This window comes from Cupriavidus sp. 01T418, assembly GCF_056398885.1.
Window position 1 is genome coordinate 43,212 of sequence record NZ_JBFTQG010000029.1, and the last position, 25,307, is coordinate 68,518.

At 64.2% G+C, this 25,307-nt stretch carries 20 protein-coding genes and 2 pseudogenes; 10 read left to right on the forward strand and 12 right to left on the reverse strand.

Annotated features, from left to right (window positions below):
- Positions 1-2: 2 nt before the first annotated feature.
- The 5 genes and pseudogenes from mhpD to AC1DQ3_RS24125 form a co-directional block, all read right to left on the reverse strand.
- A complete protein-coding gene (gene mhpD, locus AC1DQ3_RS24105) occupies positions 3-788 on the reverse strand; it encodes a 2-keto-4-pentenoate hydratase (RefSeq protein ID WP_477122679.1) in 786 nt (261 codons plus the stop codon).
- 20 nt (positions 789-808) lie between these two features.
- Positions 809-1,768 carry a 3-carboxyethylcatechol 2,3-dioxygenase gene (locus tag AC1DQ3_RS24110; protein WP_477122680.1) on the reverse strand — a complete coding sequence of 320 codons (960 nt, stop codon included), beginning with the start codon at positions 1,766-1,768 and terminating at the stop codon, positions 809-811.
- A 2-nt stretch (positions 1,769-1,770) separates the two neighbouring features.
- Positions 1,771-3,633, reverse strand: coding sequence for a bifunctional 3-(3-hydroxy-phenyl)propionate/3-hydroxycinnamic acid hydroxylase (locus AC1DQ3_RS24115; RefSeq protein ID WP_477122681.1), 1,863 nt, complete (start codon positions 3,631-3,633; stop codon positions 1,771-1,773).
- Between the two features lie 516 nt (positions 3,634-4,149).
- Complete coding sequence (locus tag AC1DQ3_RS24120; RefSeq protein WP_477122708.1) at positions 4,150-4,971, reverse strand: DNA-binding transcriptional regulator; 822 nt, start codon at positions 4,969-4,971, stop codon at positions 4,150-4,152.
- A gap of 146 nt (positions 4,972-5,117) precedes the next feature.
- Positions 5,118-5,432: pseudogene (locus AC1DQ3_RS24125) on the reverse strand (IS630 family transposase); the annotation flags it as partial.
- Between the two features lie 672 nt (positions 5,433-6,104).
- Between AC1DQ3_RS24125 and AC1DQ3_RS24130 the strand changes: the two are divergent.
- Entirely contained in the window at positions 6,105-6,917 is an 813-nt protein-coding gene (locus AC1DQ3_RS24130; RefSeq protein ID WP_477122682.1) for a formate/nitrite transporter family protein, read from the forward strand.
- Between the two features lies 1 nt (position 6,918).
- A complete protein-coding gene (locus tag AC1DQ3_RS24135) occupies positions 6,919-8,652 on the forward strand; it encodes a bifunctional protein-serine/threonine kinase/phosphatase (RefSeq protein WP_477122683.1) in 1,734 nt (577 codons plus the stop codon).
- A 158-nt stretch (positions 8,653-8,810) separates the two neighbouring features.
- Here the strand turns inward: AC1DQ3_RS24135 and AC1DQ3_RS24140 are convergent.
- From AC1DQ3_RS24140 to AC1DQ3_RS24160, 5 genes and pseudogenes are all read right to left on the reverse strand, one after another.
- Positions 8,811-9,275 (reverse strand): annotated as a pseudogene (locus AC1DQ3_RS24140) (sodium:solute symporter family transporter); the annotation flags it as partial.
- 141 nt (positions 9,276-9,416) lie between these two features.
- Positions 9,417-10,181 carry an amino acid ABC transporter ATP-binding protein gene (locus AC1DQ3_RS24145; protein WP_477122684.1) on the reverse strand — a complete coding sequence of 255 codons (765 nt, stop codon included), beginning with the start codon at positions 10,179-10,181 and terminating at the stop codon, positions 9,417-9,419.
- 13 nt (positions 10,182-10,194) lie between these two features.
- Positions 10,195-10,845, reverse strand: coding sequence for an amino acid ABC transporter permease (locus AC1DQ3_RS24150; protein ID WP_477122685.1), 651 nt, complete (start codon positions 10,843-10,845; stop codon positions 10,195-10,197).
- 18 nt (positions 10,846-10,863) lie between these two features.
- Complete coding sequence (locus AC1DQ3_RS24155) at positions 10,864-11,523, reverse strand: amino acid ABC transporter permease (protein ID WP_477122686.1); 660 nt, start codon at positions 11,521-11,523, stop codon at positions 10,864-10,866.
- Positions 11,524-11,651: 128 nt separating this feature from the next.
- Positions 11,652-12,446 (reverse strand): transporter substrate-binding domain-containing protein, encoded by a 795-nt coding sequence (locus tag AC1DQ3_RS24160; RefSeq protein WP_477122687.1) that lies wholly within the window; start codon positions 12,444-12,446, stop codon positions 11,652-11,654.
- Positions 12,447-12,751: 305 nt separating this feature from the next.
- Between AC1DQ3_RS24160 and AC1DQ3_RS24165 the strand changes: the two genes are divergently transcribed.
- The 6 genes from AC1DQ3_RS24165 to AC1DQ3_RS24190 all read left to right on the forward strand — a co-directional run bounded on the left by AC1DQ3_RS24165 (position 12,752) and on the right by AC1DQ3_RS24190 (position 21,161).
- Positions 12,752-13,630 (forward strand): MurR/RpiR family transcriptional regulator, encoded by an 879-nt coding sequence (locus AC1DQ3_RS24165; RefSeq protein WP_477122688.1) that lies wholly within the window; start codon positions 12,752-12,754, stop codon positions 13,628-13,630.
- A gap of 86 nt (positions 13,631-13,716) precedes the next feature.
- The gene (locus AC1DQ3_RS24170) at positions 13,717-14,952 is read left to right on the forward strand and encodes a diaminopropionate ammonia-lyase (protein ID WP_477122689.1); all 1,236 of its coding nucleotides are present in this window, start codon (positions 13,717-13,719) and stop codon (positions 14,950-14,952) included.
- Complete coding sequence (locus AC1DQ3_RS24175; RefSeq protein ID WP_477122690.1) at positions 14,949-16,208, forward strand: Zn-dependent hydrolase; 1,260 nt, start codon at positions 14,949-14,951, stop codon at positions 16,206-16,208. The genes AC1DQ3_RS24170 and AC1DQ3_RS24175 overlap by 4 nt, the downstream gene beginning before the upstream one ends.
- 61 nt (positions 16,209-16,269) lie before the next feature.
- On the forward strand, positions 16,270-17,223 hold the full coding sequence (locus AC1DQ3_RS24180) for an N-carbamoyl-D-amino-acid hydrolase (RefSeq protein WP_477122691.1): 954 nt from the start codon (positions 16,270-16,272) through the stop codon (positions 17,221-17,223).
- A 213-nt stretch (positions 17,224-17,436) separates the two neighbouring features.
- The gene (locus AC1DQ3_RS24185; RefSeq protein WP_477122692.1) at positions 17,437-18,729 is read left to right on the forward strand and encodes a purine-cytosine permease family protein; all 1,293 of its coding nucleotides are present in this window, start codon (positions 17,437-17,439) and stop codon (positions 18,727-18,729) included.
- A 68-nt stretch (positions 18,730-18,797) separates the two neighbouring features.
- Entirely contained in the window at positions 18,798-21,161 is a 2,364-nt protein-coding gene (locus AC1DQ3_RS24190) for a hybrid sensor histidine kinase/response regulator (RefSeq protein ID WP_477122693.1), read from the forward strand.
- On the opposite strand, the gene AC1DQ3_RS24195 is transcribed toward AC1DQ3_RS24190, so the two are convergent.
- Complete coding sequence (locus AC1DQ3_RS24195) at positions 21,080-21,835, reverse strand: response regulator (protein WP_477122694.1); 756 nt, start codon at positions 21,833-21,835, stop codon at positions 21,080-21,082. The genes AC1DQ3_RS24190 and AC1DQ3_RS24195 overlap by 82 nt on opposite strands.
- A gap of 218 nt (positions 21,836-22,053) precedes the next feature.
- On the opposite strand from AC1DQ3_RS24195, the gene AC1DQ3_RS24200 reads away from it, so the two are divergent.
- Entirely contained in the window at positions 22,054-23,487 is a 1,434-nt protein-coding gene (locus tag AC1DQ3_RS24200; RefSeq protein WP_477122695.1) for an amidase, read from the forward strand.
- 35 nt (positions 23,488-23,522) lie between these two features.
- Entirely contained in the window at positions 23,523-24,827 is a 1,305-nt protein-coding gene (locus AC1DQ3_RS24205; RefSeq protein ID WP_477122696.1) for a purine-cytosine permease family protein, read from the forward strand.
- Between the two features lie 149 nt (positions 24,828-24,976).
- Here the strand turns inward: AC1DQ3_RS24205 and AC1DQ3_RS24210 are convergent, their stop codons facing one another.
- Entirely contained in the window at positions 24,977-25,300 is a 324-nt protein-coding gene (locus AC1DQ3_RS24210) for a LysR substrate-binding domain-containing protein (protein ID WP_477122697.1), read from the reverse strand.
- Between the last annotated feature and the right edge of the window lie 7 nt (positions 25,301-25,307).

Genomic DNA, 25,307 nt, shown 5'->3' on the forward strand with positions numbered 1-25,307 from the left:
TGTCATTCGGCGAACGTCGCACGGACGCCGCCAAGCCCTTCGATTTCGGCGGTGAACGTGCCCGGCCGCGTGACCGGCACCATCGGGCCAAGCGCACCGGTCAGTACGACATCGCCGGCACGCAGCGGGGTGCCGAGCCGAACCATCCGGTCGGCCAGCCACACTGCTGCGTTCAGCGGGTTGCCCAGGCAGGCGGCGCCGTTGCCGCGCGACAGCACCTCGCCGTCCTGCGACAGCGTCATCGCGCAGGCGGTGAGGTCAATGGCCGACAGGGGCACCGGGCGGCTGCCGAGCACGAACAGGGCGCTGGAGGCGTTGTCGGCCACGGTGTCGACGAAGCGGATGTCCCAGTTCCGGATGCGGCTGTCGACCACTTCGATGGCGGCCAGCGCATAGGCCGTGGCGCGCAGGATGTCGGCGAAGGTGTGCTGTTCGTGGGTCAGGTCGTGCTTCAGTACGAGCGCGATCTCCGCCTCGACCTTTGGCTGGATCAGGCGCGACAGCGGCATCGGCTGGCTGTCGCCGTAGGCCATGCCGGCGAACAGCGCGCCGAAGTCAGGCTGATCCACGCCGAGCTGCCTCTGCACGGCAACGGAGGTCAGGCCGATCTTGCGGCCGACGATGCGTTCGCCGTTCGCCACGCGGGCGTCGACGTTGGCCTGCTGGATGGCGTAGGCGGTGGCCATGTCGTCGATGGCGATATCGCCACGGACCGGGGCGACGGTCTGGCGCGTCGCCTCGGCTTCATGCAGGCGCGTGGCGATGGCGTTGATGTTCTGGTCGGACATCCGGGTCTCCTTGATATCGGTCAGGCCGACGCCGCAAGGGTGGCGCGCGGCACGGCATGCATGGTGGCGAAGCCCGCGATCCATTCCGGGATGGCGCGGTAGTAGTCGAGGGAGGCGTTGTAAGGGCCGGTGGCCGCCAGCGCGCCAAAGGCCGCGACCCAGGTGCGGATCTCGTGCGCCGACTTGCCGCCTTCCCTGGTGATGGCATCGTTGGTCATGCCGTCGACGGCGGTCAGCTCGCCCGAGGCGAGACGGTTCAGGAAGGCGCGGTCCCATTCCGGGTTGAGCGGATGCAGGCAGCTGTCGCCGGCCGCGAACGCCTTGGCGGCGGCCAGGGTGCGTGCCTGCCGGGCGGCTCGCGATTCCGGCGACGGATTGCGCCCGGCGATCAGGCGCTCGGCGACTTCCTCCGTCGCGCCGATCAGTTCTGGCACCGGAGGTTCGTGCGAGATGCCGCCGGAACCCACCACCAGCACGCGTTTGCCCGTCCGGGCAAGGAAGCGGCCGATCGCATCGCCCAGCAGGCGGGCTCGGCGCAGGGTGGCCATCGGGGGCGCGACCGAGTTGATGAAGACCGGGATGACCGGGTAGCGGTCGAGCCCGCCGGCCAGGGCTTGCAGCGCATCGGCGAAGCCGTGGTCGACCTGCATCCGATACGAGAGCGACACGTCGATCTCCGCCGCGAGCACGCTTTCGGCCAATGCCAGGGCGAGGTCGCCGGGCACGGGCAGGGTACCGGCCATGCTGCGAAAGTCGCCGATGGCCTGCGCGGCGGCGCCGATGCAGAACGGCGGCATCATGTCGTAGAAGAAGCCGTTGTAGTGATCGGGCGCGAAGAGGACGATCAACTCGGGATCGAAGGCGCGCACGCGCTCACGCGCCGCGGCCTGCACGCGCTCGACCTCGGCCACGACGTCAGGCGCGGGGTCGAAGTAGCCATGCAACGGCGTATGCGACAGACATTCCAGGTGAATCGGCATGCTCAGGCTCCTGCGGCTTGTGTGATTTCGAGGGGACCGCGCGTCGGTCGCGACAGCGGTGCCTGGGCCGTGGCGCCCGCGGCCGGCATGTCGGCCATGCCCAGTTTCCCGGCCAGCTCGACGATGGCGGCCGAGACCTGCTGCGGCGTGCAGACGCCGGCGACGAAGCGGTCGGGACGCAGCAGCACCACGGACTCGGGCACCCGGCTGAACCAGTCTTTCAGGCGGCCGGCCGCATCGCCGATGGGGATGACGCCTTGCGGCACGTCGTCGGCATGGTGGAGTTGCACGTCCGGCTTGGCGAGCACGAAGCGCACGCCGGCCCGTTCGCAGATTTCGCGGGCTTGTGCGGTCAGACCGAAGGTCGGGTCCGTGCCCCAGCCGATCACGGCGAGGCTGTTGCCGATGGCGTCGTCGAGCAGCACCAGGCGGCCGTCGGCGGTGCGCACGCGTGGCTGGATGAAGAGGCGGCCGACCGGGGACGCGGCGAGCGGGTCGCGGCCATAGGCCAGGCGGCCGAGGAACGAGTCGCGCTTCTCGCTCATCAGCCCGAGCAGGCGGCCGGGGGCGGAATTGCCTGAACGTTCCAGCACATGGGCCAGCCAGCCGCCGGTCTTGCGCGGCGGGGGCAGCAGCACCACGCCTTCCTCGTAGCGGGGCATGGGCTTGAAGCGCATCTCGATGAAGTAGCGCTTGACCGCCGGCAGCACGTTGAAGCTGCGCACGAAGGCGTCGCGGAAGCGGGCGCCGAAGCGGGTGGTCGGCGCGAAGATGTCGCCCGCTACCTCGGAGAGGTGGATCATGGCGCGGGCGTGGGCGCGGCGCTCGACGGTGTAGGTGTCGAGCAGGCGCGCGTCGGCCTGCCCCTTTGCCACCATGGCGAGCTTCCAGCCGAGGTTGTTGGCGTCGCGGATGCCGCTGTTGTAGCCCTGGCCCTGCCAGACCGGCATGATGTGCGCGGCGTCGCCCGCCAGCAGGACGCGGTCCGCCCGGAACGTCGCGGCCAGCCGCGCGTTGTGCGTGTAGACGCGCTTGCGGATGTACTCGACCTTGTCCGGATCGGCCACCACCTTGCTGATCAGCGCGGCCATGTTTGCGGGCTTCGAGAGCGCTTCCTCCGTCTCGCCCGGCATCACCATGAACTCGAAGCGGCGGATGCCGTGCGGCAGGGCCGCCGACACGTACGGGCGCTCGTGGTCGCAATGCATGTAGATGTGGGGTGAGCCGACAGGATCGTTACGCAAGTCGACGACGATCCACTGGTTCGGCTTGGTGCGGCCCTCGAACGGAACGTCCAGTGCGCGGCGCACGAGGCTGTTGCCGCCGTCGGCGCCCACCATGTAGCCGGCACGGAAGACGCGGCTCCGGCCGTCGGCGCTGCGCGCTGTGATGCTGACGCCGGAGGCATCCTGCGCAAACGACTCGATGCCGAGCCCGAAGAGTACCTGCACGTGCTCGAAGCGCTGCAGGCCTTCGAAGAGCACGCGGTCGGCCAGGGGCTGGAGGAAAGCGTTGCGGCGCGACCAGCCGAATTCGTCGGTGCGCGGCTCTATCGAGGCGAAGCAGTGCCCGTCCTTCGTGACGAATCGCATCCAGTGGTCGGGCGTGGTGTGCGGCAGCAGGGTGTCGGCCAGCCCGACCGCCTGGAACACACGCAGGGCTTCGTCGTCGAGGCCGATGGCGCGCGGGTAGTCGATGATCTCGTCGAGCTTCTCGATCACCGTCACGCGAACGCCTTGCAGGCCGAGGATGTTGGCCATCATCAGCCCGACGGGGCCGGCGCCGATGATGGCGACGTCGGTATCCAGGGGGGCTGTGCTGGATGGACTGCCGGCTGTCTCCGCCGGGTTGGCCGTGGTGGTCATAGGTCTCCTTCTGGCAAAAAGGGCGAGCGCGCCCCCGCGCCAAGCGCGTACTGGATGCAGGTCGATCAGTTCGGGAAGCGGCGGATCCGGCGCTGGCGCCGCCCTGGGTTGAAGATCAGGGTGGCGGTGGCCGTAAGCCGCTCAGGCGTCGGGCAGGGACTTGCCGACGCGGGCTGCAGGGTAGCTGGACATGGGGGGCGTCTCCGTTGAAGTTCGTGATTTTGGAGAGAGTCTATGCATCGATTGACACGCGCTCAAAAAAATCTTCAAAATGTGCAAGGAATGCACATCCTTGATTTATAAGCGTTTTATGCTGATCAGCGCGCAAACGTCGGGGCCTTCTCGCGCAGGCTGCAGGTACCGCAGGCACTCAATTCCATGGAGAGCGGACGCGCTTTGGCGCGCTGCTAGCAACGATGGTCGCGGCCTACTACCGGACGAAAATGTCTCGCACCATGCAGTTCTGGGCAGCCTTTATCCGCAAGCGTCCGCTTGGCGCCGTCGTGGGCGACTTGCCTAGGATGTCTTCCGTGCCGACGCGGGGAGAACCATCGTTTCCTGCACGCGGTTCGCAATGTCCTGCAGCGGTGCCACGAAGCGCTTGATCGCCTCGTCCTCGGTCAGGGCGCGCGCAAGATACACCACATTGAGGCTGCCGCGCACGCTGTCCGCGTGCCGGATCGGCACGGCAACCGCGCCGATCTTGCGCTGCTCCAGCCAGTCGCCGCGATTCGACCCAAAGCCATCCGCGCGCACGCGCTCGACCAACTTGCGGACATAGGCGGTGTTGTTGGCCAGCGCCGCCTGCTCATCGCCTCCGTGGCCTGAGCGCAGCAGGTTGAGGATGTCTTCCCGTTCCCCGTCGCCGCAAAACGCAAAATAGGCCCGTCCGGCGGCCGTCGACAGCATCGGCAGGCGCCTTCCCACCATCGCCCGGTGAAAGGACAGGGGGCTGAACCTGTGCGTGGTCTCGCGAATGATCATAGCGTCGCCGTCGGGCGTCGTCAGGTCGGACGGCCACAGCACGCGCTGCAGCAACTCGCCCATCAGCGGCGCGGCGATAGTGGAAATCCACTCATCGTCGTTGAAGCCTTCGCTCAAGGCCCTGACCTGCAGCGTCAGGCGATAGCTGTCGTCCGACTTGCTGCGGCGCACGAAGCCTTCCGCTATCAGCGTCTCCAGCAGGCGCCTGACCGTAGTGCGGTGCAGCCCGGTCTGCTCGCTCAGTTGCGGGGCGGTGCCGCGCCCGCTTTCCATCCGGTTCAGCGCCTTCAGCACATCCAAGCCGCGGCTGAGTCCGCGCACGCTGGCGTAGGGCGAAGTTCGGTCGGCAGGCATAAATAATCCTTTCAAATCAACTTTGTGCACTCTTTGCGCATTTTGTTCTTTTTTTTTGCCGGGATGCAATCGGCAGCGCGCAAACCCGGACGATGCAACCGCCACCGATGGCCACATCGTGCTGAATCGGCACAACGTCTGCCATCTGCAAACAGCGTGGTCGTGCCGTTGCGCTTGTAGTCGTGAGTCATGGTGGCTGCGCGCCCCTTCTTCAGCGGCAGCCCGGGCTGTGTGCGATCCAGCGCCTGCACCTGGCTTTTCTCATCGCAGCACAGCACCAGCGCGTGCTCGGGTGGCGGCATGTACAGGCCAACGATATCCTCGAGCTTCTCGACGAACTTCGTATCGCGCGAGACCTTGAAGCCGCGCACGATGTGCGGCTTCAAGCCGTGGGCGTGCCAATGGCGCATGACGGTGCTGGCGCTCACGCCCAACTCGGCGCCCATCTTGCGCGTGCTCCACTTCTTGCCTCGCGCGCGTGTTCGGGCGCGAGGGACGCGTAGCGGCGGTCCAGAGCGAAGGCACATACTCAGTTCATGCCTCAATGCCCCACGGTCTTGAATGTACAGAGCCTGGTAAATCGCCTCGTGTGAGATTCGCGTCGACTCGTCATCCGGAAAGTCGATGCGCAACCTGTTCGCGATCTGCTGTGGACTCCACGACATTGCCCAATGTCGATCCTGGGGGGCCCGCATTGCTCAATAGTTTCAATTATTCATGCGGCCGCAAGAACAAAAAGAAACTTGAACGACACTTCGTTCAGCTTTGACTGGGTGCGACGCGGTCGTTGCCGGGCCGTGGTTAAGACGAGGTTAGTTGTGCCCAACTTCGCAGCACCGGCTCGGCTGGGCCCGCACCAGGACTGAGCATACCTCGTGCGCCCGCACTAGAGCCGTGCGTGTCCTGCAGCGCAAGCGCCCGGAAGATGAGCAAACGGCCGCAACACGCCCAGGCACGGAAGATGCGTACCCGCTAAGCATCAGGCCAAGGGCGGCTTGGTGCCGGCCCCAATTGTCGGCAAAGCGGGGGACCGGAATTCGTGGACAACGGCGTCCGCATCCGGGTAGCAGCCTTATGCTGCTGCCCGTATGCGGACGCTTTTTTTTTGACCTCACCGTTCAAAGGAATGTGCGATGGCTTATCTAGCTCCCGCAGAATTTGTCACCAAGATGGTTGATGCTGGTGAATCCAAGCTCATGATGTCCACGCGGGACACCCTCATCCGAGCCTATATGGCTGGCGCAATCCTGGCGTTGTCGGCCGCTTTCGCGGTCAGTGTTAACGTCAACACCGGCAATCCTCTGATCGGATCATTGCTGTTCCCGGTGGGATTCTGCATGCTCTACCTGCTAGGATTTGACCTGTTGACCGGTGTCTTTACGCTGGCGCCGCTCGCCGTACTCGATAAGCGCCCAGGCGCCACCTGGGGCGGCGTCATGCGTAACTGGGCACTTGTCTTCTGCGGCAATTTTGCGGGCGCGCTCACTGTAGCCGTATTCATGGCCATCATCTTCACGTTCGGCTTCACTGAGGCTCCGAACGCGATCGGACTGAAGATCGGCAACATCGGCGAGAGCCGCACTGTTGGCTATGCCGCCCATGGCGCTGCGGGCATGCTGACGCTCTTCATCCGCGCCGTCATGTGCAACTGGATGGTGTCCACTGGCGTCGTCGCCGCCATGATGTCAACCTCGGTTTCGGGTAAGGTCATAGCTATGTGGATGCCCATACTGGTGTTCTTTTATATGGGCTTCGAACACTCCGTCGTGAACATGTTCCTCTTCCCCTCCGGCCTGATTCTCGGCGGCAAGTTCACGCTGATGGACTACCTGCTCTGGAATGAACTTCCAACCGTGCTCGGCAACATTGTCGGTGGCTTGACCTTTGTCGGAGCGGCGTTGTACTCAACCCACTATAAGACCGCACCCAAGCGCGCCCTGGCTTGAAATGAGCATCTTGCGCGTCTCAGTCGGCCAGCATTCAAAGGCCGGGCGCAAGCGCGTCAATCAGGATTTCCATGGCGCAGCGCTTCCTACCGATCCGCGACTCAGCACCAAGGGCATCGCCGTTGCGCTGGCCGACGGCATCGGCAGTAGCGCGGTCAGCCAGGTAGCCAGTGCCGCCGCCGTCCGCAGCTTTCTGGACGACTACTATTGCACATGCGAGGCGTGGACGGTGCGCAGGTCCGCGCAACGCGTGCTGATGGCAACAAATTCCTGGCTGCACGCACAGACCCAGCGCAGTGACGCTCGCTTCGACAGGGATCGCGGTTACATCTGCACCTTTAGCGCCCTCATCTTCAAAGGGCACGAGGTACACATGCTTCATGTAGGCGACTCGCGCATCTACCAACTGCATGCGCAGGCCTGGGAACAGCTCACGGAAGACCATCGCGTCCACCTGTCTTCGGTCGAGTCTTACCTGGGCCGTGCGCTCGGTGTGGCGCCCAACGTCGAGATCGACTACCGCAAGTGGCAAGCCGAGGTCGGCGACGTGTATGTTCTTGCGACCGATGGCGCGTATGAATACCTCGATGGCGTAGCCGTGCATCAAGCCCTCGCAGCGTATTCCGATGACCTCGATGCTGCCTCTGCAATGCTTGTGTCCACCGCGTTGGCGCGAGGCAGCGAGGATAACGTCACTGTCCAGTTGGTTCGAGTGGATGCATTGCCGGATGTCGACGCCCAGGATCTTCATACCGAACGCCAGCGCCTGATCCTGCCACCTGCGTTGCAGCCACGGATGCACTTCGATGGCTATCTCATCGTGCGCGAACTCTACGCGAGTTCACGCTGCCACGTGCACTTGGCAGTGGACCAACGCACTGGCCGGCATGTTGCGCTGAAAACACCTTCCGTCGATCTGCGCGAAGATCCCGACTACCTTGACCGCTTTCTGCTTGAGGAATGGGTGGCACGCAGGATCGATAACGCGCATGTGCTCAAGCCTCACGCAGCCGATCGTCCGCGACAGTATCTGCACGTTGCAATGGAATACGTTGAGGGGCATACACTGGCGCAATGGATGACAGACCATCCGTCTCCCAATTTCGACACCGTACGGCGGATCGTAGAACAAGTCGCTAAAGGGCTGCAGGCCTTTCATCACCGGGAAATGCTGCACCAGGACGTGCGTCCGGAGAACGTGATGATAGACCGCACCGGCACAGTCAAGATCATCGACTTTGCAGCAGTACATGTAGCCGGGCTGACCGAAGGTAGACGCACCCGGCACGAACAGGCACCGGTCGGCGCCTTGCAGTATGCCGCCCCGGAGTACTTCCTTGGACTGAGCGGTAGCACCGCGTCCGACCTGTTCTCGCTGGCGGTGCTCACCTACCAGATGCTGACCGGGCAATTACCTTACGGCCTTCAGGTAACGCGCGTGCGCATCCCCGGTGATCTCCGGCGCCTCCGCTATCTCCCTGCGCGTGAGCGGCGCCCGGAGTTGCCCCCGTGGACCGACGCTGTGCTGCGCAGAGCGTTGCATCCCTGCGCGCGAAAGCGCCAGGAAACACTGTCCGAGTTTATCCAGGACCTTTATGCCCCCGGACATCAATACCTGAGTCGCCGACCGATTCCGCTTCTTGAGCGCGATCCGGTGCGCTTCTGGCAATCGCTAACGTTGCTGCTGGCCGTCTCGGTCTTGTTGCTGCTGGGATTGCGGCTGACGGGTCACTGAGAGCGTATATGGCTCGCTACCCAGAGAAGATGACCGGTCCAAGCGCCCCTCGAGCGCGTCCCGGAGTACTGGAAGCTTAGTAGATAACAAAGGGCAAGGCCGCCGAGTTCGCTCTGCCTACTTGCCCAAGTATCACATCGGAGCCGCCGTGGCCTCCATCAATGGCCTGCCGCCTCGACTGCACCGATCCCGGTCTCGGAGCGCAGTTGCTGGGCTTCGAAGCCGGCCTTGTCCAGGCGCGCCCTTGCCGACTTATCGGTGATAGAGACGATCCAGATGCCAAGGAAGCCAATCCTCATCGAGAACAATGCCGGGGACGTGTAGGGGAATGGCGCGCTCTTGTAGTGGAACACGTCGACCTAGACCGCCTGCGACAGGATGGTGAGAATCACCGCCGAGAACAGTCCCATGAAGCCGCCTACTGTCGCGCCTCGCGTGGTGCAGCCCTTCCACAGCACCGACATGAACAATACCGGGAAGTTGGCCGAGGCAGCAATGGCGAAGGCAAGCGACACCATGAACGCAATGTTCTGCTTCTCGAAGACAATGCCAAGGACCACCGCGACCAGGCCGAGGATGACGGTCGTGATACGCGATACACGCAGTTCAGCCTCTGGCCTGGCCAGATTCCTGCGCGGCTTTCCAGGAGTTCTTGATGTCGATCAGGACCCTGATGGTTCACTGCGGAGAATAAGCACTGCCCATACTGAACCATGATTTTCCCGCAGTGACCGGCACCAGGTCAGCACTGGATCGGCACGTGCTCAACCATGCAGGCCCGAAAGGAACTGCTTCAGTTCCGGCGTCTTCGGTTGCCCAAAGACTTCCTCCGGCGACCCCATCTCATGCACCTTCCCATGATGCATGAAGACCACTCGGTCGCTGACCTTGCGGGCGAAGCTCATCTCATGCGTGACCATGATCAAGGTCATGCCTTCCGCCGCAAGGCCTTCCACCACGCTCAGCACTTCGCCGACCAGTTCCGGATCGAGTGCTGAGGTGACTTCATCGCACAGCAGCACGGCCGGGTCCATGGCCAGCGCGCGTGCGATTGCCACGCGTTGCTGTTGTCCGCCGGATAGCTGGTCGGGGAAGCTGTGGAACTTGTCGCCAAGGCCCACGCGCTCGAGCAGTGCATGTGCACGCTTGCCGGCCTCGGACTTGGGTGTGTCCTTCACCAGCGTAGGCGCCAGCATCACGTTCTGTCCGGCGCTCAGGTGCGGGAACAGGTTGAAGTTCTGGAAGATCATGCCAACGTTCTGGCGCAGGTCGCGCATGGCGGGGGCGTCGCCATGCCGCAGTGCCTGGCCATCCACGCTGAGCGCGCCTTCATCGAAGCTTTCCAGCCCGTTGATGCAGCGGAGCAAGGTGCTCTTGCCCGAGCCGCTGCGGCCGATGATGCAGACCACCTCGCGGCGCCCGATCTGCAGGTCGATGCCCTTGAGCACTTCGTTGGCGCCGAAGCGTTTGCGCAGGCCCTGGATATCGACGAGGGAGAAGGGCTTGGTGGTTTCGGTTTGCTTGGACATGGGCTGACGGGACTCAATGCTTGGGCTGCAGGCGGCGCTCAAGGCGGCGGCTCCACAACGACAGCGGGAAACACAGGGCGAAGTACAGCAGCGCGACGCAGCCGTAAGCCAGGAAGGGCTGGAAGGTGGCGTTGGAAATCATCTGGCCAGCCTTGGTGACTTCCACGAAGCCGATCACCGAGGCCAGCGCGGTGCCCTTGATCACCTGCACCAGGAATCCCACCGTGGGCGCCACCGCGACGCGCGCGGCCTGCGGCAGGATCACGTGCTGAAGCTGCTCACGCAGATTCATCGCCAGGCTGGCGGAGGCCTCCCACTGGCCCTTGGGAATGGCGTTGATGCAGCCGCGCCAGATCTCGGTGAGATAGGCGCTGGCATACAGCGTGAGGCACAATGCCGCCGCGAACAGCGCCGAGGTCTCGATGCCCAGCAACGCCAGGCCGAAGTAGAACAGGAATAACTGCATCAGCAGCGGAATGCCCTGGAACAGTTGCACGTAAAGCGCCACGCCGCGCATGGCGCCAGGCAGGCGCGCAATGCGCGCAATCAGCAGCAGCATGCCAACGACGCCGCCACCGGCGAAGGCGATCAGTGACAGCCCCACTGTCCAGCGTAGCGCCAGCAGCAGATTGCGAAAAATGTCCCACAAGGAAAAATCGACCATGGTGTATGCCTCCCGATCTCAGCGGCCAAAGATGAAGTGCGGACCGACCCGGTTCAGGATCTCGCGTAGCACCACGGCCAGGCCCAGGTAGACACAGGTGGCAACGATATAGGCTTCAAAGTTGCGGAACGTGCGGCTGGCGATCATATTGGCCGCATAGGAAAGCTCTTCGGTGGAAATCTGGCTGCACACCGCCGAGCCCAGCATCACGATGATGACCTGGCTCACCAGCGCCGGCCACACGCGCGACAGCGAAGGCGGCAGCACCACGCGCGTAAAGATCTGCCAGCGGTTGAGCGCCAGGCTCTGCGCGGCTTCGATCTGCCCGCGCGGCGTGGACTCCAGCCCGGCGCGGATGATCTCGCATGCATAGGCGCCGAGGTTCAGCGTCATCGACAGCACGCACGCCACTTCCGCCGGCATCCGCACGCCAATCGAAGGCAGGCCGAAGAAGATAAAGAACAGCTGGATGATGTACGGCGTATTGCGGATTGCCTCTACATAGCCGCCCACCAGTGCGCGCAGCCACGCCGTGCCATGGATGCGCGCCCAGGCGCAGCCGATGCCCACGAGCGTACCGAGGACCCCGGAGAACACCGTCAGGAAAATCGTCAGCAACAGGCCACGCAGCAGCATGGGCCACTGCGAGAGAACCGGCGCAAAGTCGAAGGAGATCATGCAGTGCAGCTAGAGAGTTTTTTGTCTTCGGCGACTGACCTGCGAGGCAGGCCAGTGCGCCAGTAACATGGGGCTCGTGCACGGGGCCGGAAACGATGCGATCCGCTTTCCCGTTCACCCGTTTGCAATCAGTCCGGCAATTCGCCCATGCCGCGGCCGAGCCAGCGCTGCGCGTAGCCATTGAGCGTGCCATCCGCCTTTGCCTTGCGCAGGATCTCGTTGACCTTCTCCAGCAGCGCGGTTTCGCCCTTGCGCACACCGATGAAGTTGGGCGAATCCTTGAGGAGCAGTTTGTACTCGGCCTCTACCTTGGGGTTCTTCGCAATCGCCGCGGCAGCCACGGCCGCGCCGGTGGCCAGCAGTTGCGTTTGCTGCGAGACGAAGGCGGCCACGGTGGAGTTGTCGTCCTCAAAGCGCTGGATCTTCAGCGTGGGCGGCGCCACTTGCTGCAGCACATCGTCCTGGATGGTGCCGCGCGTGACCGCGATGGTCTTGCCGCCAAGATCGGCAAAGCTCTTGATGCTCATTGCCTTCGGACCAAACACCGCTTGGTAGAAGGGCGCATACGCGATCGTGAAATCGATCACCTTGGCACGCTCGGCGTTCTTGCCGAGCGCCGAGACGATCAGGTCGATTTTCTTGGTCTGCAGGTAAGGGATGCGGTTCGGCGTGCTCACCGGGACGAGATCGGCCTTGACGCCGAGCTTGTCGGCGATCATCTGCGCCACGGCCACGTCCAGGCCCTGCGGCTTCAGGTCGGTGCCCATGAAGCCATACGGCGCGAAGTCGGTCGGGATGCCGATCGCAATCGACTTCTTGCCCATCACGGCGCTCAGCGAATCGTCGGCTTTGGCGGGTGCCATCGCGATGAGTGCGGCGCCTGCGATCAGGCTGGCGATGGCGGTGAACTGTCTGCGTTTCATAAAAACACCTTTATCAGTCGGTCGGGGAACACGAGGGACTGAACAGCAAGTTGCGTGCCACTGTTGGCGATGCCGGCTGCGCGAGCAAATACGATGGGATTCTTTCGACGGCATTGCCTTGAAATCAAACACTTGGCGGACGCCTCGCCGATAGCGCCACTGACTTGGCATTGCCCTTGCATGAAAGGCCGCCAATACTGAAACATCGGTTTCATAGGCACCAAACCAATGAAATGATGGTTTCATCATTGTGCAGGCCCGGACCACTTTGGTGCGGGCAAGCGGAACGGAGGCACGGACCCGACATGGCCACTCAACCCGCGCTGGAAGCGCAAATCCACCGATGCTACGGCGAACTATCTTCAGCGGAAAAGAAATTGGCCGACGTGCTGCTTATGCGGCAGAAAGACCTGCTCAGTTACTCGGCCACCGAGCTGGCGGAGCTGGCGAACGTCTCCAAGGCGAGCGCGGCGCGCTTCTTCCGCCGCCTCGGCTATGCGGATTTCAGCGCTTTCCGGCAATCGCTGCGGGACCAGGTCTCCGAGCAATCGCCGCTGTACCTGATGGAACACAACGGGCTGCAGCCCGAGTCGGGGGGCGCGCAATCGGTCGTGGCCGGCCTGGAGACGCACCTGCAACTCGACAGCCGCTGGCTCGCCAGGCTGCCGGAACAACTCAGCGAGCGCGCGCTGGAGGCCACGCTCACCGAACTGGCCAACGCGCGCCGCGTGTGGGTGCTAGGTTATCGCAACGGCTTCATGCTGGCTTTCTATGCCAACGCGCTGCTCTCGCAGGTGCGCCCCGAGGTGTACCTGCTCAATGAGCAAGCGGGCAAGGATGCCGAACTGGTGGCCGAAATCGACAGCAAGGACGTACTGCTGGCGGTGGACTTCCGACGCCGCGCGAAACGCCTGAACGGCATGGTGACCCTGGCCCGGGAGGCCGGCGCCAAACTCATCCTGCTCAGCGATGCCCCGGTTTCCACGCTGGCCGCCAAGGCCGACGCCGTGCTGCGCTGTTCGCACCACGGCGGCCAGGTCTTCGATTCCTACGTGGCCGCCGTCAGCCTGGTGAACTACCTGGCCAGCGCCATGGCAGGCCGCTCCCGGAAACGTTCGCGCGCACGCATGGCCCGCGTGGAGCGCGCGCACGACGTGCTCGGGGACCTGGAGACCGGTCACTGAGATCGACCGGCACGCAGCGCCGCCATCAACATCACGCAATAACGCAATAGCGCAATAGCGCATTCTGACTGGACCAATACACACGCATGACCACGCTCCCCAACCTCTCGCTCGATCTTCTCCCCAATCCGGCCCTGAGCCGCGCGGAACCCTATGGTGCACAGCGAGCCGCCATCCTGAGCGAGCCGGCCCTGGCCGCCGCCCGCCGCGAGATCTCCGCCTGGGAGGGCTACCAGCCAACGCCGCTGAAAGCCCTGCCGAACCTGGCGGCCGCGCTGGGCGTCGGCCAGATCCACTACAAGGACGAAGGCTCGCGCTTCGGGCTGGGCAGCTTCAAGGCGCTCGGCGGCGCGTATGCCGTGGGACGCTTGCTTTGCCGCGAAATCGGGCTCCGGATCGGCCGCGAGCTAAGCATCGCTGACCTGGGTACGCCTGAGCTGCGCAGCATGTGCGCCGAACTCACCGTGACCTGCGCCACCGACGGCAATCACGGCCGCTCCGTGGCCTGGGGCGCCCGGCTGTTCGGCTGCCGCTGCGAGATATATATCCACGCCACCGTCAGCGAAGGGCGCAAGACCGCCATCGAGCGTTTCGGTGCCCAGGTGGTACGCACCACGGGCAACTACGACCAGGCCGTGCAGCAAGCCGATGCCGATGCGCGGGTCAACGGCTGGTACGTGATCTCGGATACCTCGTACCCCGGCTATATGGACGTGCCGCGCGATGTCATGCAGGGTTATCAGCTGATGGTGGACGAGGCCGTCAACGCACTGCCGGCCTGGCCCACGCATGTGTTCATCCAGGCCGGCGTGGGTGGCTTTGCCGCCGCCGTCTGCGGCTACTTCTGGGAACGTGAGGATGGCAAGGACAGGCAGCGCCCCGTCTTCACCGTGGTGGAACCCGCCAAGGCGGACTGCCTGATGCAAAGCGCGCGCGTTGGCAAGGTCACCGCCGTGACCGGCGAGCTGGATACGCTGATGGCCGGCCTGGCCTGCGGCGAAGTCTCGCTGCTCGCCTGGGAAATCCTCGCCGAAGGTGCCGACGCGTTCTGCACGGTCGACGACGAATCCGCGGTAAAAGTCATGCGCCTGCTGGCCCAACCGCGGGGGGACGATCCCGTGATCGTGGCCGGCGAATCCGCCGTGGCCGGGCTGGCCGCTGCCATTGCCGCCACGCAAGACCCGCAAGCCTGCGCGGCGCTCGGGCTTGACAGCCAGAGCCGGCTGCTGTTTATCGGCAGCGAGGCCGACACTGATCCCGCGCTGTACGCCAAGCTGGTTGGCAGTAGCTCCGATGCAGTGCGCGCCGGAGCCGCGGCATGAGCGGGCAGAGCGCGCCAAAGGCAGACCCCGCGCCACGCATTCGCGGCGAGCGCCTGCTGCAAAACCTGGACGACCTTGCGCAAATCGGTGCCATCGAAGGGGGCGGAGTGTGCCGCCTGGCGCTGACCGATGCCGACGAACTCGGCCGCGACTGGACGGTGGCGCGCATGCAGGCGCTGGGCATGACCGTCACTATCGACGCCATCGGCAACGGCGTGGCCGTGTATCCCGGCAGCGAAGACCTGTTCCCTGTCATGATCGGCTCACACATCGACACCGTGCGCACCGGCGGTCGCTACGACGGCAACTATGGGGTGCTGGCCGGCCTGGAAGTGGTCGCCACGCTGCGTGATGCCGGCCTGCGTCCGCGTCGTCCCATCGCCGTCGCCTTTTTCACCAATGAAGAGGGCGCGCGTTTTCATCCTGACATGATGGGCTCGCTGGTCTATGTGGGCGGAATGCCACTGGAAGACGCGCTTGCCACTACCGGCATCGATGGCGTCACGGTAGGCGCCGAGCTGCGGCGCATCGGCTATGGCGGCCAGGCGCCTGTAGGCAAGCCGCGCGTCGACAGCTTCGTGGAGCTGCATATCGAGCAAGGCCCGGTGCTGGATCTGAGGGGCTTGCAGGTTGGCGTGGTGGAAGGAGTGCAGGGAATCTCCTGGACAGAATTTACCATCGACGGCGTCTCCAACCACGCCGGCACCACGCCTATGGAGCTCCGGCACGACGCCGGCTACGCCGCCGCGCGCATCGCCAATTTCGTGCACGACCTGGCGCTGCGCTACGGCGGCCGGCAGATCGCCACCGTGGGCGCCATGCGTTTCGAGCCCAATCTGATCAACGTCATCCCCAACCGCGCCGTCTTCACCGTAGACCTGCGTAATACCGATGAACAGCGGCTCGCCCAGGCCGAAACGGAAGTCCTCGCCTTTGCCCTGCAAACCTGCGAGACGGAAACCCTATCTCTTAGCCATCGCCGCCTGGCACGTTTCGAGCCGGTGGCATTCGATCCCATGGTCATCGACCTGGTCGAGCAGGAAACCGCAGCGCTTGGCTTCACCCATATGCGCATGCCCAGCGGCGCCGGTCACGATGCGCAAATGCTTGCCCGCGTCTGCCCCGCCGGCATGATCTTCGTGCCCAGCGTGAAAGGCCTGAGCCACAACGTGCGCGAGTTTACCGAGCCGGACGACCTCATCGACGGCGCGCAGATCCTGCTGCAGGTGGTGCTCAAACTCGCCAACCGGCCGTGATCGACGCCAAGCTCCTGCCACTAGCCTGAACCGCTACCCTGAACGCATCCTGGAGTTACCCGTGTCCCGTATTGTGAATGTCGCCATCGGCCAGCTAGGCCCCATCGCCCGCGCCGACAGCCGCCGGCAAGTGGTCAAGCGCCTGTGCGACCTGATGCGCGAAGCCCACGCCTGCGGCTCGCATCTGATCGTTTACCCCGAGCTAGCGCTTACCACTTTCTTCCCGCGCTGGTACATGGAGAGTGACGAAGAGATCAACAGCTTCTTCGAGCGCGAGATGCCCAGCGCCTCCACGCAGCCGCTGTTCGAGCTTTCGCGCGAGCTTGGCGTCGGCTTCTACCTCGGCTACGCCGAACTCGCCAACGAACAAGGCAAGGCGGTGCGCTACAACACCTCCATCCTCGTCAACCGCCAAGGGGAGATCGTCGGCAAATACCGTAAGGTGCACCTGCCCGGCCATCGCGAGCACGAACCGTGGCGCCGCTTCCAGCATCTGGAAAAGCGCTACTTCACGCCCGGCAACCACTTCGGCGTGACTGAAGCCTTTGGCGGCAAGGTCGGCATGGCCATCTGCAACGACCGCCGTTGGGCCGAAACCTATCGGGTGATGGGCCTGCAAGGCGTGGAGATGGTGCTGATCGGCTACAACACCCCCGTGCACAATGCGCCAGCGCCGCAGCACGACGACCTCTCGCTTTTTCACAATCAGCTCTCGATGCAGGCCGGCGCCTACCAGAACGGCACCTGGGTGGTCGGTGTGGCCAAGGCGGGGCTGGAAGAGGGCGTGGACGGCATTGGCGGCAGCTGCATCATCGCGCCCTCCGGCGAAGTGCTGGCCAACTGCATCACCAAGGGCGACGAGGTCGCCATTGCCCGCTGCGACTTGGATTTCTGCGACGTCTACAAGCGCACCACGTTCAACTTCGACGCGCACCGGCAGCCGCAGGCGTACGGGATGATTGTGGAGCGGCGAGGGGAGTTGCTGATGGCGGACGGGAGCGCGGTGGGGTCCTGACGCCTGCGTCGCGCAAGCTAGTGTTGAGGATCGCTTCTATCGGTGGTAGCGGCACTCTCAAGCTGGGGTGTCGCAGGTGAAGCGTGGCCGGCACAGCCAGAACCTGATTGCAAGCGCTATCGCGGGCCTCGCCATAAAACACCGGCATCCCGCGCCTGTGAGACTATCTGCCATGTCGATCAGTCTCCAATATCAGAGGATTAACAGGGATCCATGAAGCGTCTTGACGAAGCAGGTGACAGCAGCGCTACGAGGCCCATCCCGCTACCGCGGCGGCGTGGCCTCCTGTTCCCCGCGTTCGCGTGGTCGGGCTTCTCGTCCGCATTTGCCTCCATCATCGTCGGCGGTTACCTGCAGGGCTCCCTGGGCACGTTCGACGCGCTGTTTGCGGCGACCCTCGGCAACTGGATTCTTTTCATTTATTCGGCGGCAATCGGTTTCGCCGCTGGCCGCTGGGGCCTGAGTTCTCAACTCGTGCTGGAAGGCGTCTTTGGCCGCTGGGGCGCCGTCATGCCTGGCGCGTTGCTGGGGACGCTAGTCACGGGCTGGTTCGCGTTCCACGTTGCCGTGACGGCGAACATCCTGGTCGCTGCACTGCACGTGCAGGGCGATTCGACGCTCGCAATTTGCCTCATAGGCGTTTTGTTCGCGATGCCGGTCATCGTCCGCATCAGCCGCGGCTTCAACATGACTGCGATCGGGATCCCTGCGATGGCCATATTCGCCGTCGTCGTCTTCGCGCTTCGGCTCGCACCCAGGTGGGATGTGCTGCTGGACGGTCCGATCGGCGGGCCGATGCCGTTCGGTACAGGCGTGTGCATTGCCTTCGGCACCTTTGTCGTGAGCGGTACGATGACGGGCGACATCGTAAGGTATTGCCGCACCGGCAACGAAGCGGTACAGGCGACGGCATTCGGTTTCCTGCTGGCGAACCTGCCATTCCTGATCCTGGGTGTACTGCTCGCCGCATCAGGCATCAAGGTGAACGACCTCTTCACTGCGGGCCATGCGCTGTCGTGGCTGCTGTTGGTGCTCGTCATCATCGCCAACTGGACCACCTGCGATGCGTGCCTGACAAACGCCGCGGTGACGTTCAAGAGTGCGTTTCCGACACTACCCTGGATGGGCGTTGCGGGCGGCGCGACGCTCCTCGGCATTTTTCTCGCCATCACCAACAGCGTTGGCGACGTGTCGGGCTGGACGCTGCTGCTCACAGCCATGGCATCTCCGATCGGCGGAGTGATCATCGCGGACTACTACGTCGTGCGTGTACGGGCAGGGTTCTCGCGCGCACGGATGGCGCCGGTGAACCTGGCTGCATTGCTCGCCACCGGAGCAGGGATGTTGGTGGCGTTGCTCTGTCACCGGCTGATTCCCGGCGTGATCACACCGTTGGTTAGTGCGCCCGTTGCCGGATGCCTCTATCTCGTCATGTCCGGCATCGCTTCACGTCATCTTGGCGCAGATCTCGGCGGCCAGTCTGCCGGGGCGGAAGCGCTCGACTGACACGTATGTTCGGCGCCCGAAACAGAACGCTCGCTCCGCGTCCCCCTGCCGAGGCGAGAACCGCCATCGTGGTGATCGTGCTCATTTCCTCGCTCGCGTACTTGCTATTCCAGGCACGCAAGGACGCGCTCGACAATCTGCTCCTGCACCAGGCACGCCTTGCCGTCCAGCTTGCTTCTGCCGAACGCCTTTCCGATACGTCGGGCCGCGTCACGCTGATCGACGACGGTGAACGCCATTCGGGCAACCTGGTCGCGGGCATCGGTGCATGGCCGGGGCAGAAGACGATCGTCATTCCGCTCGCATCGGGCTGCGCGGCAAGTCCGCTTTGCGGTGATCTGGCAGGGGCGCAGACCGAGGACACCAGGGGCCGGTTCGTCATCCGGAATGGGGCGCTATTCGCTTCGCTGCATGGCAGCAAGGTCGCCGTCATGACGTCCGCGCCACTCTCGGCACTGCCGGCGGGCCTGTTCGGCCGTCTTGCGATGGATATTGCGGCGGTGTTCTTCCTTGGGTGCCTACTCTTGCTGGTGCGCGAGAGCCGCCTGAGCGACTACTCGGTTCACCGCCTGCTGGACGCTTCGCCCATTCCGCTTCTGCTCATCGATGCTCAAGGGCAGGTCGAATTCGCCAACCGCCAGGCGCTCGACCTCTTCCTGGACGATCCGCTGCGTACGCCGGGACGGCTGCAGGAAGCACTGCGGCGCGAGGGGAAACTGTTCACCTGGCTGATCTCTGAACAGGACGCGGGCGGCGCGACCGAGACCTGCGAATTCGAGACCCGCAGCCAGGCAGGCGCAGTGCGCCATCTGCTGGTCTCGCGACAGTCGCTGGCGGTTCGCGCGAAGCGGATGATCATCGCGAGTATGGCGGACATCACGGTGAGGCATGAAGCCGAGAGTGCGCTCGTCAAGGCAAAGAACGCGGCGGAGGCCCTCGAGCGGATGAAGTCCGAATCGCTCGCGATGATGAGCCATGAACTGCGCACGCCGATTAACGGGGTGCTCGGCCTTGCGCAACTGCTCGTCCAGCATGAGCTTCCCGATGGCGCGGGGCAGATCGTGCGACGGTTGATCCAGGCAGGCAAGACGCTGGCCGTCATCATCAACGATATCGTCGATTTCGCATTGCTCGAGGTCCGGCGCATCCGGCTGGAGCGGCGCCGCTTCGATCTGCGTGAGGTGATCACGGGCGCGGCCACACTGGCGAGCGCGGCTGCCGCGGAGAAGGGACTGATGGTCCGTGTGAGCGCGCTCGCGCCGTTGCCGCCAGCCGTGTTCGGCGACCCTGCGCGCTTGCAGCAGATCATCATCAACCTCGTCGGCAATGGCATCAAGTTCACTGACGCAGGCCATATCGAGGTCAGGATGGATATCGCCGCGCGGGTCAACGATTCGATCGAAATCGTCATCGACGTGGCCGACACGGGGATCGGCATTGCGCCCGAGGTCGTCCCGCGGCTCTTCCGGCCGTTCTCGCAGGCGGAAGCAGGACACGAAAGGCGCTTCGAAGGCACCGGCCTCGGCCTCGCCATCAGCAAGGGCCTCGCCGAAGCGATGGGCGGGTCGATTTCGGTGCGCAGCACGATCGGGGAAGGCTCGACCTTCTCGGTGCGCCTGCCGTTCGAGCTGGCGCTGCGCGAAGGCGAGAGTGCGCCGGAGCCGGCACCGGCGTCGGCGTCCCGCGTTCTGGTTGTCGACGACGTGGCGCTGAATCGCGATGTCGTGAGCGACTTGCTGCGCGCCGACGGATGCGAAGTGACGACCGCCGGCTCAGGGCAGGAGGCGCTGGATATCCTCAAGACCCGGCATTTCGACCTGATACTGATGGACATTCGCATGCCCGTGATGGACGGGCTCGCCACCACCGCCGCGATCCGGTCGAGCCGCGAGCCGAACCGGCATACAGGCCCGATACTCGGGCTGACGGCGAATCCGCTGCCGACCGACAGGCCGCTTTACTTGTTGCGCGGAATCGACGGAATCATCGAGAAGCCGGTCGAGGTGGAAGCGCTGCGTTCGGCGTTAAGACAGGCGGCGCTGGCGGCGACAACCCCTGCCCTCGAAGAGCCGGAGCGCCTCGGTCGGCTGCGCCAGAGGCTCGGACAGGATCGAACCCTGCGCATCGTCATGGCGTTCACGCAAACGGCGGCCGAAGCACTGGAAGGCATCGCGACCGGATGCGCCCGCGCCGGCCTCAACACGGTCGCGGAAGACGCGCATCGCCTTGCGGGCGCCGCATCGAACGTCGGATTTGACCAGTTGGCGGAGGCCGCTGCCAACCTCGAGCAGATTGCCCGGACAGGCAGCGCCACAGAGGTCCTGGATACGGCGTTGACTGTCGTGACGATCTACCGGGACGTGGAGCGCTTCGTGGGCGCCCTGGTGTCGCTCGCCGCTGCCGGGCCAGAGAACAGATACCCGGTGCCGTGAACGGTCTTGATCAGGTGCGGGTTGTCCGGGTCCGCCTCGATCTTGCGACGCAGACGACGCACCAGCGTGTCGACCGTCCGGTCCATTGACTCGAAGCGGCGCCGCTTGATGGCCGAGATCAGCCGCTCCCGCGACATCACGTGGCCCGCGTTCCTGACGAGTACCAGAAGCAGGTCAAACTCCGCGGTCGTGAGGGGCACGTTTTCGCCCGCCGGATCGGTCAGGCTGCGGCCACGCGTGTCGAGCCGGTACTGACCGAACGACAGCGTCGAGGGCGCAGCGACGCCCCGGCTGTGTTCCACACGCCGGAGTAGGTTGCGCACGCGCGGCAGCAGTTCACGTTCATCGATGGGCTTCGCAATGTAGTCGTCCGCGCCGTATTCGAGGCCGAGAATGCGATCCACCCGGTCGTTGCGGCCCGTGATCAGGATGATGCCCATCTCGGACTTCTCGCGCAGGTCGCGCGTCAACGACAGGCCGTCGCGTCCTGGCAGCCGGATATCCAGCAGCACGAGATCCACGGGACGGACGAGCATCAGGCGGTCGAGTTCGTCGGCATCGGCCGCACCACAGATGTCGTAGCCCTCCGCCTCCAGAAAGCCTTCGAGTGTCTCGCGAATGGACGGATCGTCGTCGACCACGGCAATGCATTGGTCTGTTCGGCTCTGCTGCATGGGTTCCTCGCGAAATCTTCGCCCGCCTGTCCGGGGCGCCGGCCGACTCTCGTGCGTCTCATGTCGCCTTTGCGCCTCTATTCACAAATTTTAACAAACCGCCATAGCCTGTTCAATTTGCAGGGCAGACTCGTTCACAAGATCGCCCGATAGTGAGGTCACCACCCCAACGAACTGCCACAGGATTGATCATGGATATCAAGCAACAGATTTGCGGCATGGACGCGGTCGGCCTCGCAAGGGCCATGCGCAGCAAGGAGCTTTCGCCCGTCGAAGTGGTTGAGGCCCACCTGGCGCGGATGGAAGCCGTCGAGCCCTCGATCCACGCGTTCTGCACGATTACGGCGGAAGCGGCGCGCGAGCAGGCCCGTCAGGTGCAAGCGCGCATCCTGCGTGGCGAGGACGTTGGTGCATTGGCAGGCGTGCCCGTCGGCATCAAGGATCTCGTTTGCACGGCAGGCATCAGGACGGTTTCCGGATCCCCCGCGTACAGGGATTTCGTGCCGGACGAAGACGACGTCGTTGTCGAACGCCTGAAGCAGGCCGACGCCATTATCGTCGGCAAGACCAACGTGCCGGAATTCGGATACAGCGGTGTCGGCCACAACCCGGTGTTCGAAACCACCCGGAACCCGTGGAACCTCGATATGACGCCGGGCGGTTCCAGCGCAGGCTCCGGCGCGGCGGTGGCAAGTGGAGAGATTCCGTTTGCCATTGGCAGCGACGGCGGCGGGTCGATCCGCATTCCGGCGGCGCACTCGGGAATCTACGGCATCAAGCCGTCGATGGGGCGCGTGCCGCTGTATCCCGGTTGCCGCGACGAACGCTATCCGGGGGTGTCGAGCTGGGAGAGCCTCGAACATATCGGCCCGATGAGCCGGACCGTGGCGGACAGCGCCCTGATGCTGTCGGTGATCGCAGGCCCCGATTCGCGTGACCGTCACTCGCTGCCCGCCGCTGGCTTTGATTGGCGCCAGGCGGTCGATGGCGACCTGAAAGGGCTGCGTGTCGCGTACAGCCCGGACTGGGGCTACGCGGCTGTCGACCCGGAGGTGCGCCGGGTCGTCGATGACGCCGTGCGCGTCTTCGAGCGCGACCTGGGCTGCAGCGTCGAGATCGCGCATCCCGGTTGGAGCGATCCCTTCGACGCATTCTGGGCAATTGTCGCGATGGACACCGACCTCAAGGGCATGCGCGAGATGGTGGCGCAATGGGGCAAGGAGATGTCGCCACACCTGGTCGCGTTCCTGAATCATCCGTGGACGGCGGAGGACTTCACCAATGCAATGGTGACCCGCAAGAGCGTGGTCAACAAGATGTGGCGCTTCATGGCGAACTATGACCTGCTGCTCACGCCGACGCTGTCGGTTCCGCCTTTCCCGGTTCATTGCCAGGGGCCCGAGAAAATCGACGGACGTATGGTCGCGCCGACACAGTGGCTCTCTTTCACCTATCCGATCAACCTGACGGGACAGCCAGCAGCCTCCGTGCCGGCAGGCTTCACCAGGGACGGGTTGCCGGTCGGCCTGCAAATCGTCGGGCGTCATCTCGACGATCCGCTTGTGCTGCGCGCGTCGGCGGCGTTCGAGCGGGCGCGTCCGTGGCGCAACACGTTGCCGCCGCTGCTCAAGGATCTCGGTCTCGTGCAGTGAACTGCCTGTCCAGTAACGAAACTCAGGGGAACACCATGACCCATCCGACCGAACAGCATGGCCTCGACGAAGAGTTCGAGCACAAGCCCGTCCCGCTCTCGCATCGTCACCGGTTGTCTTCGGTGGCGGCGGTGTGGTTCGGCTTTCCGATGATCATTACGAACGCGGTATTCGGCGGGATCATCGCCTATAATCTCGGCTTCTCCCGAGCGCTGCTCGCGATCCTGATGGGCAATGCCGTCCTGCTCGCCTACGTCGGCACGCTGAGCTTCATCGCCGGCAGTACCGGCCGCAATTTCGGGCTCCAGGCGGAACGCACGTTTGGCCGGAAGGGCTATGCGATCACTTCCGGCTTCCTCGCGAGCGTCGTCGTGGGATGGTACGCGTTCCAGACCGGCCTCACCGGCACGACGGTCCATGCGTCGTTCGGCTGGAACGAAACGGCCACCATCCTCGGCGCCACCCTGCTCTATACCGGCGTGACGTTCATCGGCATTCGCGCCCTGTCGATTGTCGGCATGATCGCCGCGCCGCTATACGTGGTGCTCGGCCTCGTGGCGCTGTACCTGATCGGATCGGAGCATTCGCTGGCCGCCGTGTTTCACTACGACGGGCTTGGCATAGGCAGCATGATGTCCTTCGGCGGCGCGGTCACGCTGGTGGTGGCAACCTTTGCCGATTCCGGCACGATGACCGCGGACTTCACCCGTTGGTCAAAAGACGGAAAGAGTGCGGTCTACGCAACGCTGACTGCGTTTCCGTTTGCGAATATGACAGCCCAGCTATTCGGCATCGTGATCGTATGCGCGGGAGCCGCGGCGGCGCCGGCCACGCAGGGTGGTGACTTCATGTCGGTGCTGACCAGCCATGGAGGCTTGCTGTCGGCCATTGCACTGGTTTTCGTCTTTGTGAACCTCGGGTCCGTATGCACACATTGCCTCTACAACGGTGCGGTTGGCTGGGGACGCATCGCGGGCAAGAAGATGAGAACCATGACGGTCCTGCTTGGCCTGCTTGGTGGGTTGCTGGCCGTGGCCGGCGTGTGGAGCCTGTTCCTGAACTGGCTGAACCTGCTCGGCGTGCTGGTACCGCCCATAGGCGCGGTGATCATTGTCGACCAGATCCTCGTCCGACATTACTCGTACGACGATGACGTACCGAACTTCCGCGGTAGCGCCTTCGCCGCGTGGGCACTCGGCGCCCTCGCCGCATTGTTCGTGCACGGGATGGCGCCGTGGTTTTCCGAAGCCGTCGCGGGGATGCTCGTCGGTGCGGTGGCGTACTATGTGCTGTCGCAAGGGGCGATGCGCGAGGTGCGTCAGCGAAATGGCTTGCTTTAGCGGGCCGGGCGCCGTTTTGCAGGGCCGCAAAATGGCGGCCCTGCAAAACGGGGGGCGAATATCAACGCCGAACGACAAGTGCCCGGCCCTGGCGCCGAAATGTCATCGCGAAATCGCAGGTAGCGGTCCAGCACGGTCGACTCCGTCATTCACGCGTGTGCGTAGCCGAGACATTTCCTTAGTCGTGGAATCGCAAAGTCAAGGAACGCCCGCAGCTTCAGCGGTATCGGGCCTTGGCTGACGTAGATGAGGCTAACGGGCACCGGCAATGGTTCGAAAGCTTCCAGCAGCGTTACCAGCTTGCGCGGTAGCTGTGCGTCATCGATCTGGTATGACGCCACGCGTGCAATCCCGGCTCCGTCCACCGCGGCGACCATGGCCGCCTCCACGGAGTTCACCACGAGTCGGGACGGTACCTGTTGATGATTGTGCTTCTTTGTGCAGTTGCGGGTCTGGGTGAGGCGCTGATACATTAGTAGA

Bases quoted from the DNA above. Each gene is read 5' to 3' on its own strand.
- AC1DQ3_RS24145 (WP_477122684.1), bottom strand. From the start codon at position 10,181: ATGTCCAAGCAAACCGAAACCACCAAGCCCTTCTCCCTCGTCGATATC.
- AC1DQ3_RS24150 (WP_477122685.1), bottom strand. From the start codon at position 10,845: ATGGTCGATTTTTCCTTGTGGGACATTTTTCGCAATCTGCTGCTGGCG.
- AC1DQ3_RS24160 (WP_477122687.1), bottom strand. From the start codon at position 12,446: ATGAAACGCAGACAGTTCACCGCCATCGCCAGCCTGATCGCAGGCGCC.
- AC1DQ3_RS24110 (WP_477122680.1), bottom strand. From the start codon at position 1,768: ATGCCGATTCACCTGGAATGTCTGTCGCATACGCCGTTGCATGGCTAC.
- AC1DQ3_RS24185 (WP_477122692.1), top strand. From the start codon at position 17,437: ATGAAGCGTCTTGACGAAGCAGGTGACAGCAGCGCTACGAGGCCCATC.
- AC1DQ3_RS24155 (WP_477122686.1), bottom strand. From the start codon at position 11,523: ATGATCTCCTTCGACTTTGCGCCGGTTCTCTCGCAGTGGCCCATGCTG.
- AC1DQ3_RS24175 (WP_477122690.1), top strand. From the start codon at position 14,949: ATGAGCGGGCAGAGCGCGCCAAAGGCAGACCCCGCGCCACGCATTCGC.
- AC1DQ3_RS24115 (WP_477122681.1), bottom strand. From the start codon at position 3,633: ATGACCACCACGGCCAACCCGGCGGAGACAGCCGGCAGTCCATCCAGC.
- AC1DQ3_RS24170 (WP_477122689.1), top strand. From the start codon at position 13,717: ATGACCACGCTCCCCAACCTCTCGCTCGATCTTCTCCCCAATCCGGCC.
- AC1DQ3_RS24120 (WP_477122708.1), bottom strand. From the start codon at position 4,971: ATGCCTGCCGACCGAACTTCGCCCTACGCCAGCGTGCGCGGACTCAGC.
- mhpD (WP_477122679.1), bottom strand. From the start codon at position 788: ATGTCCGACCAGAACATCAACGCCATCGCCACGCGCCTGCATGAAGCC.
- AC1DQ3_RS24195 (WP_477122694.1), bottom strand. From the start codon at position 21,835: ATGCAGCAGAGCCGAACAGACCAATGCATTGCCGTGGTCGACGACGAT.
- AC1DQ3_RS24130 (WP_477122682.1), top strand. From the start codon at position 6,105: ATGGCTTATCTAGCTCCCGCAGAATTTGTCACCAAGATGGTTGATGCT.
- AC1DQ3_RS24135 (WP_477122683.1), top strand. From the start codon at position 6,919: ATGAGCATCTTGCGCGTCTCAGTCGGCCAGCATTCAAAGGCCGGGCGC.
- AC1DQ3_RS24205 (WP_477122696.1), top strand. From the start codon at position 23,523: ATGACCCATCCGACCGAACAGCATGGCCTCGACGAAGAGTTCGAGCAC.
- AC1DQ3_RS24165 (WP_477122688.1), top strand. From the start codon at position 12,752: ATGGCCACTCAACCCGCGCTGGAAGCGCAAATCCACCGATGCTACGGC.
- AC1DQ3_RS24210 (WP_477122697.1), bottom strand. From the start codon at position 25,300: ATGTATCAGCGCCTCACCCAGACCCGCAACTGCACAAAGAAGCACAAT.
- AC1DQ3_RS24200 (WP_477122695.1), top strand. From the start codon at position 22,054: ATGGACGCGGTCGGCCTCGCAAGGGCCATGCGCAGCAAGGAGCTTTCG.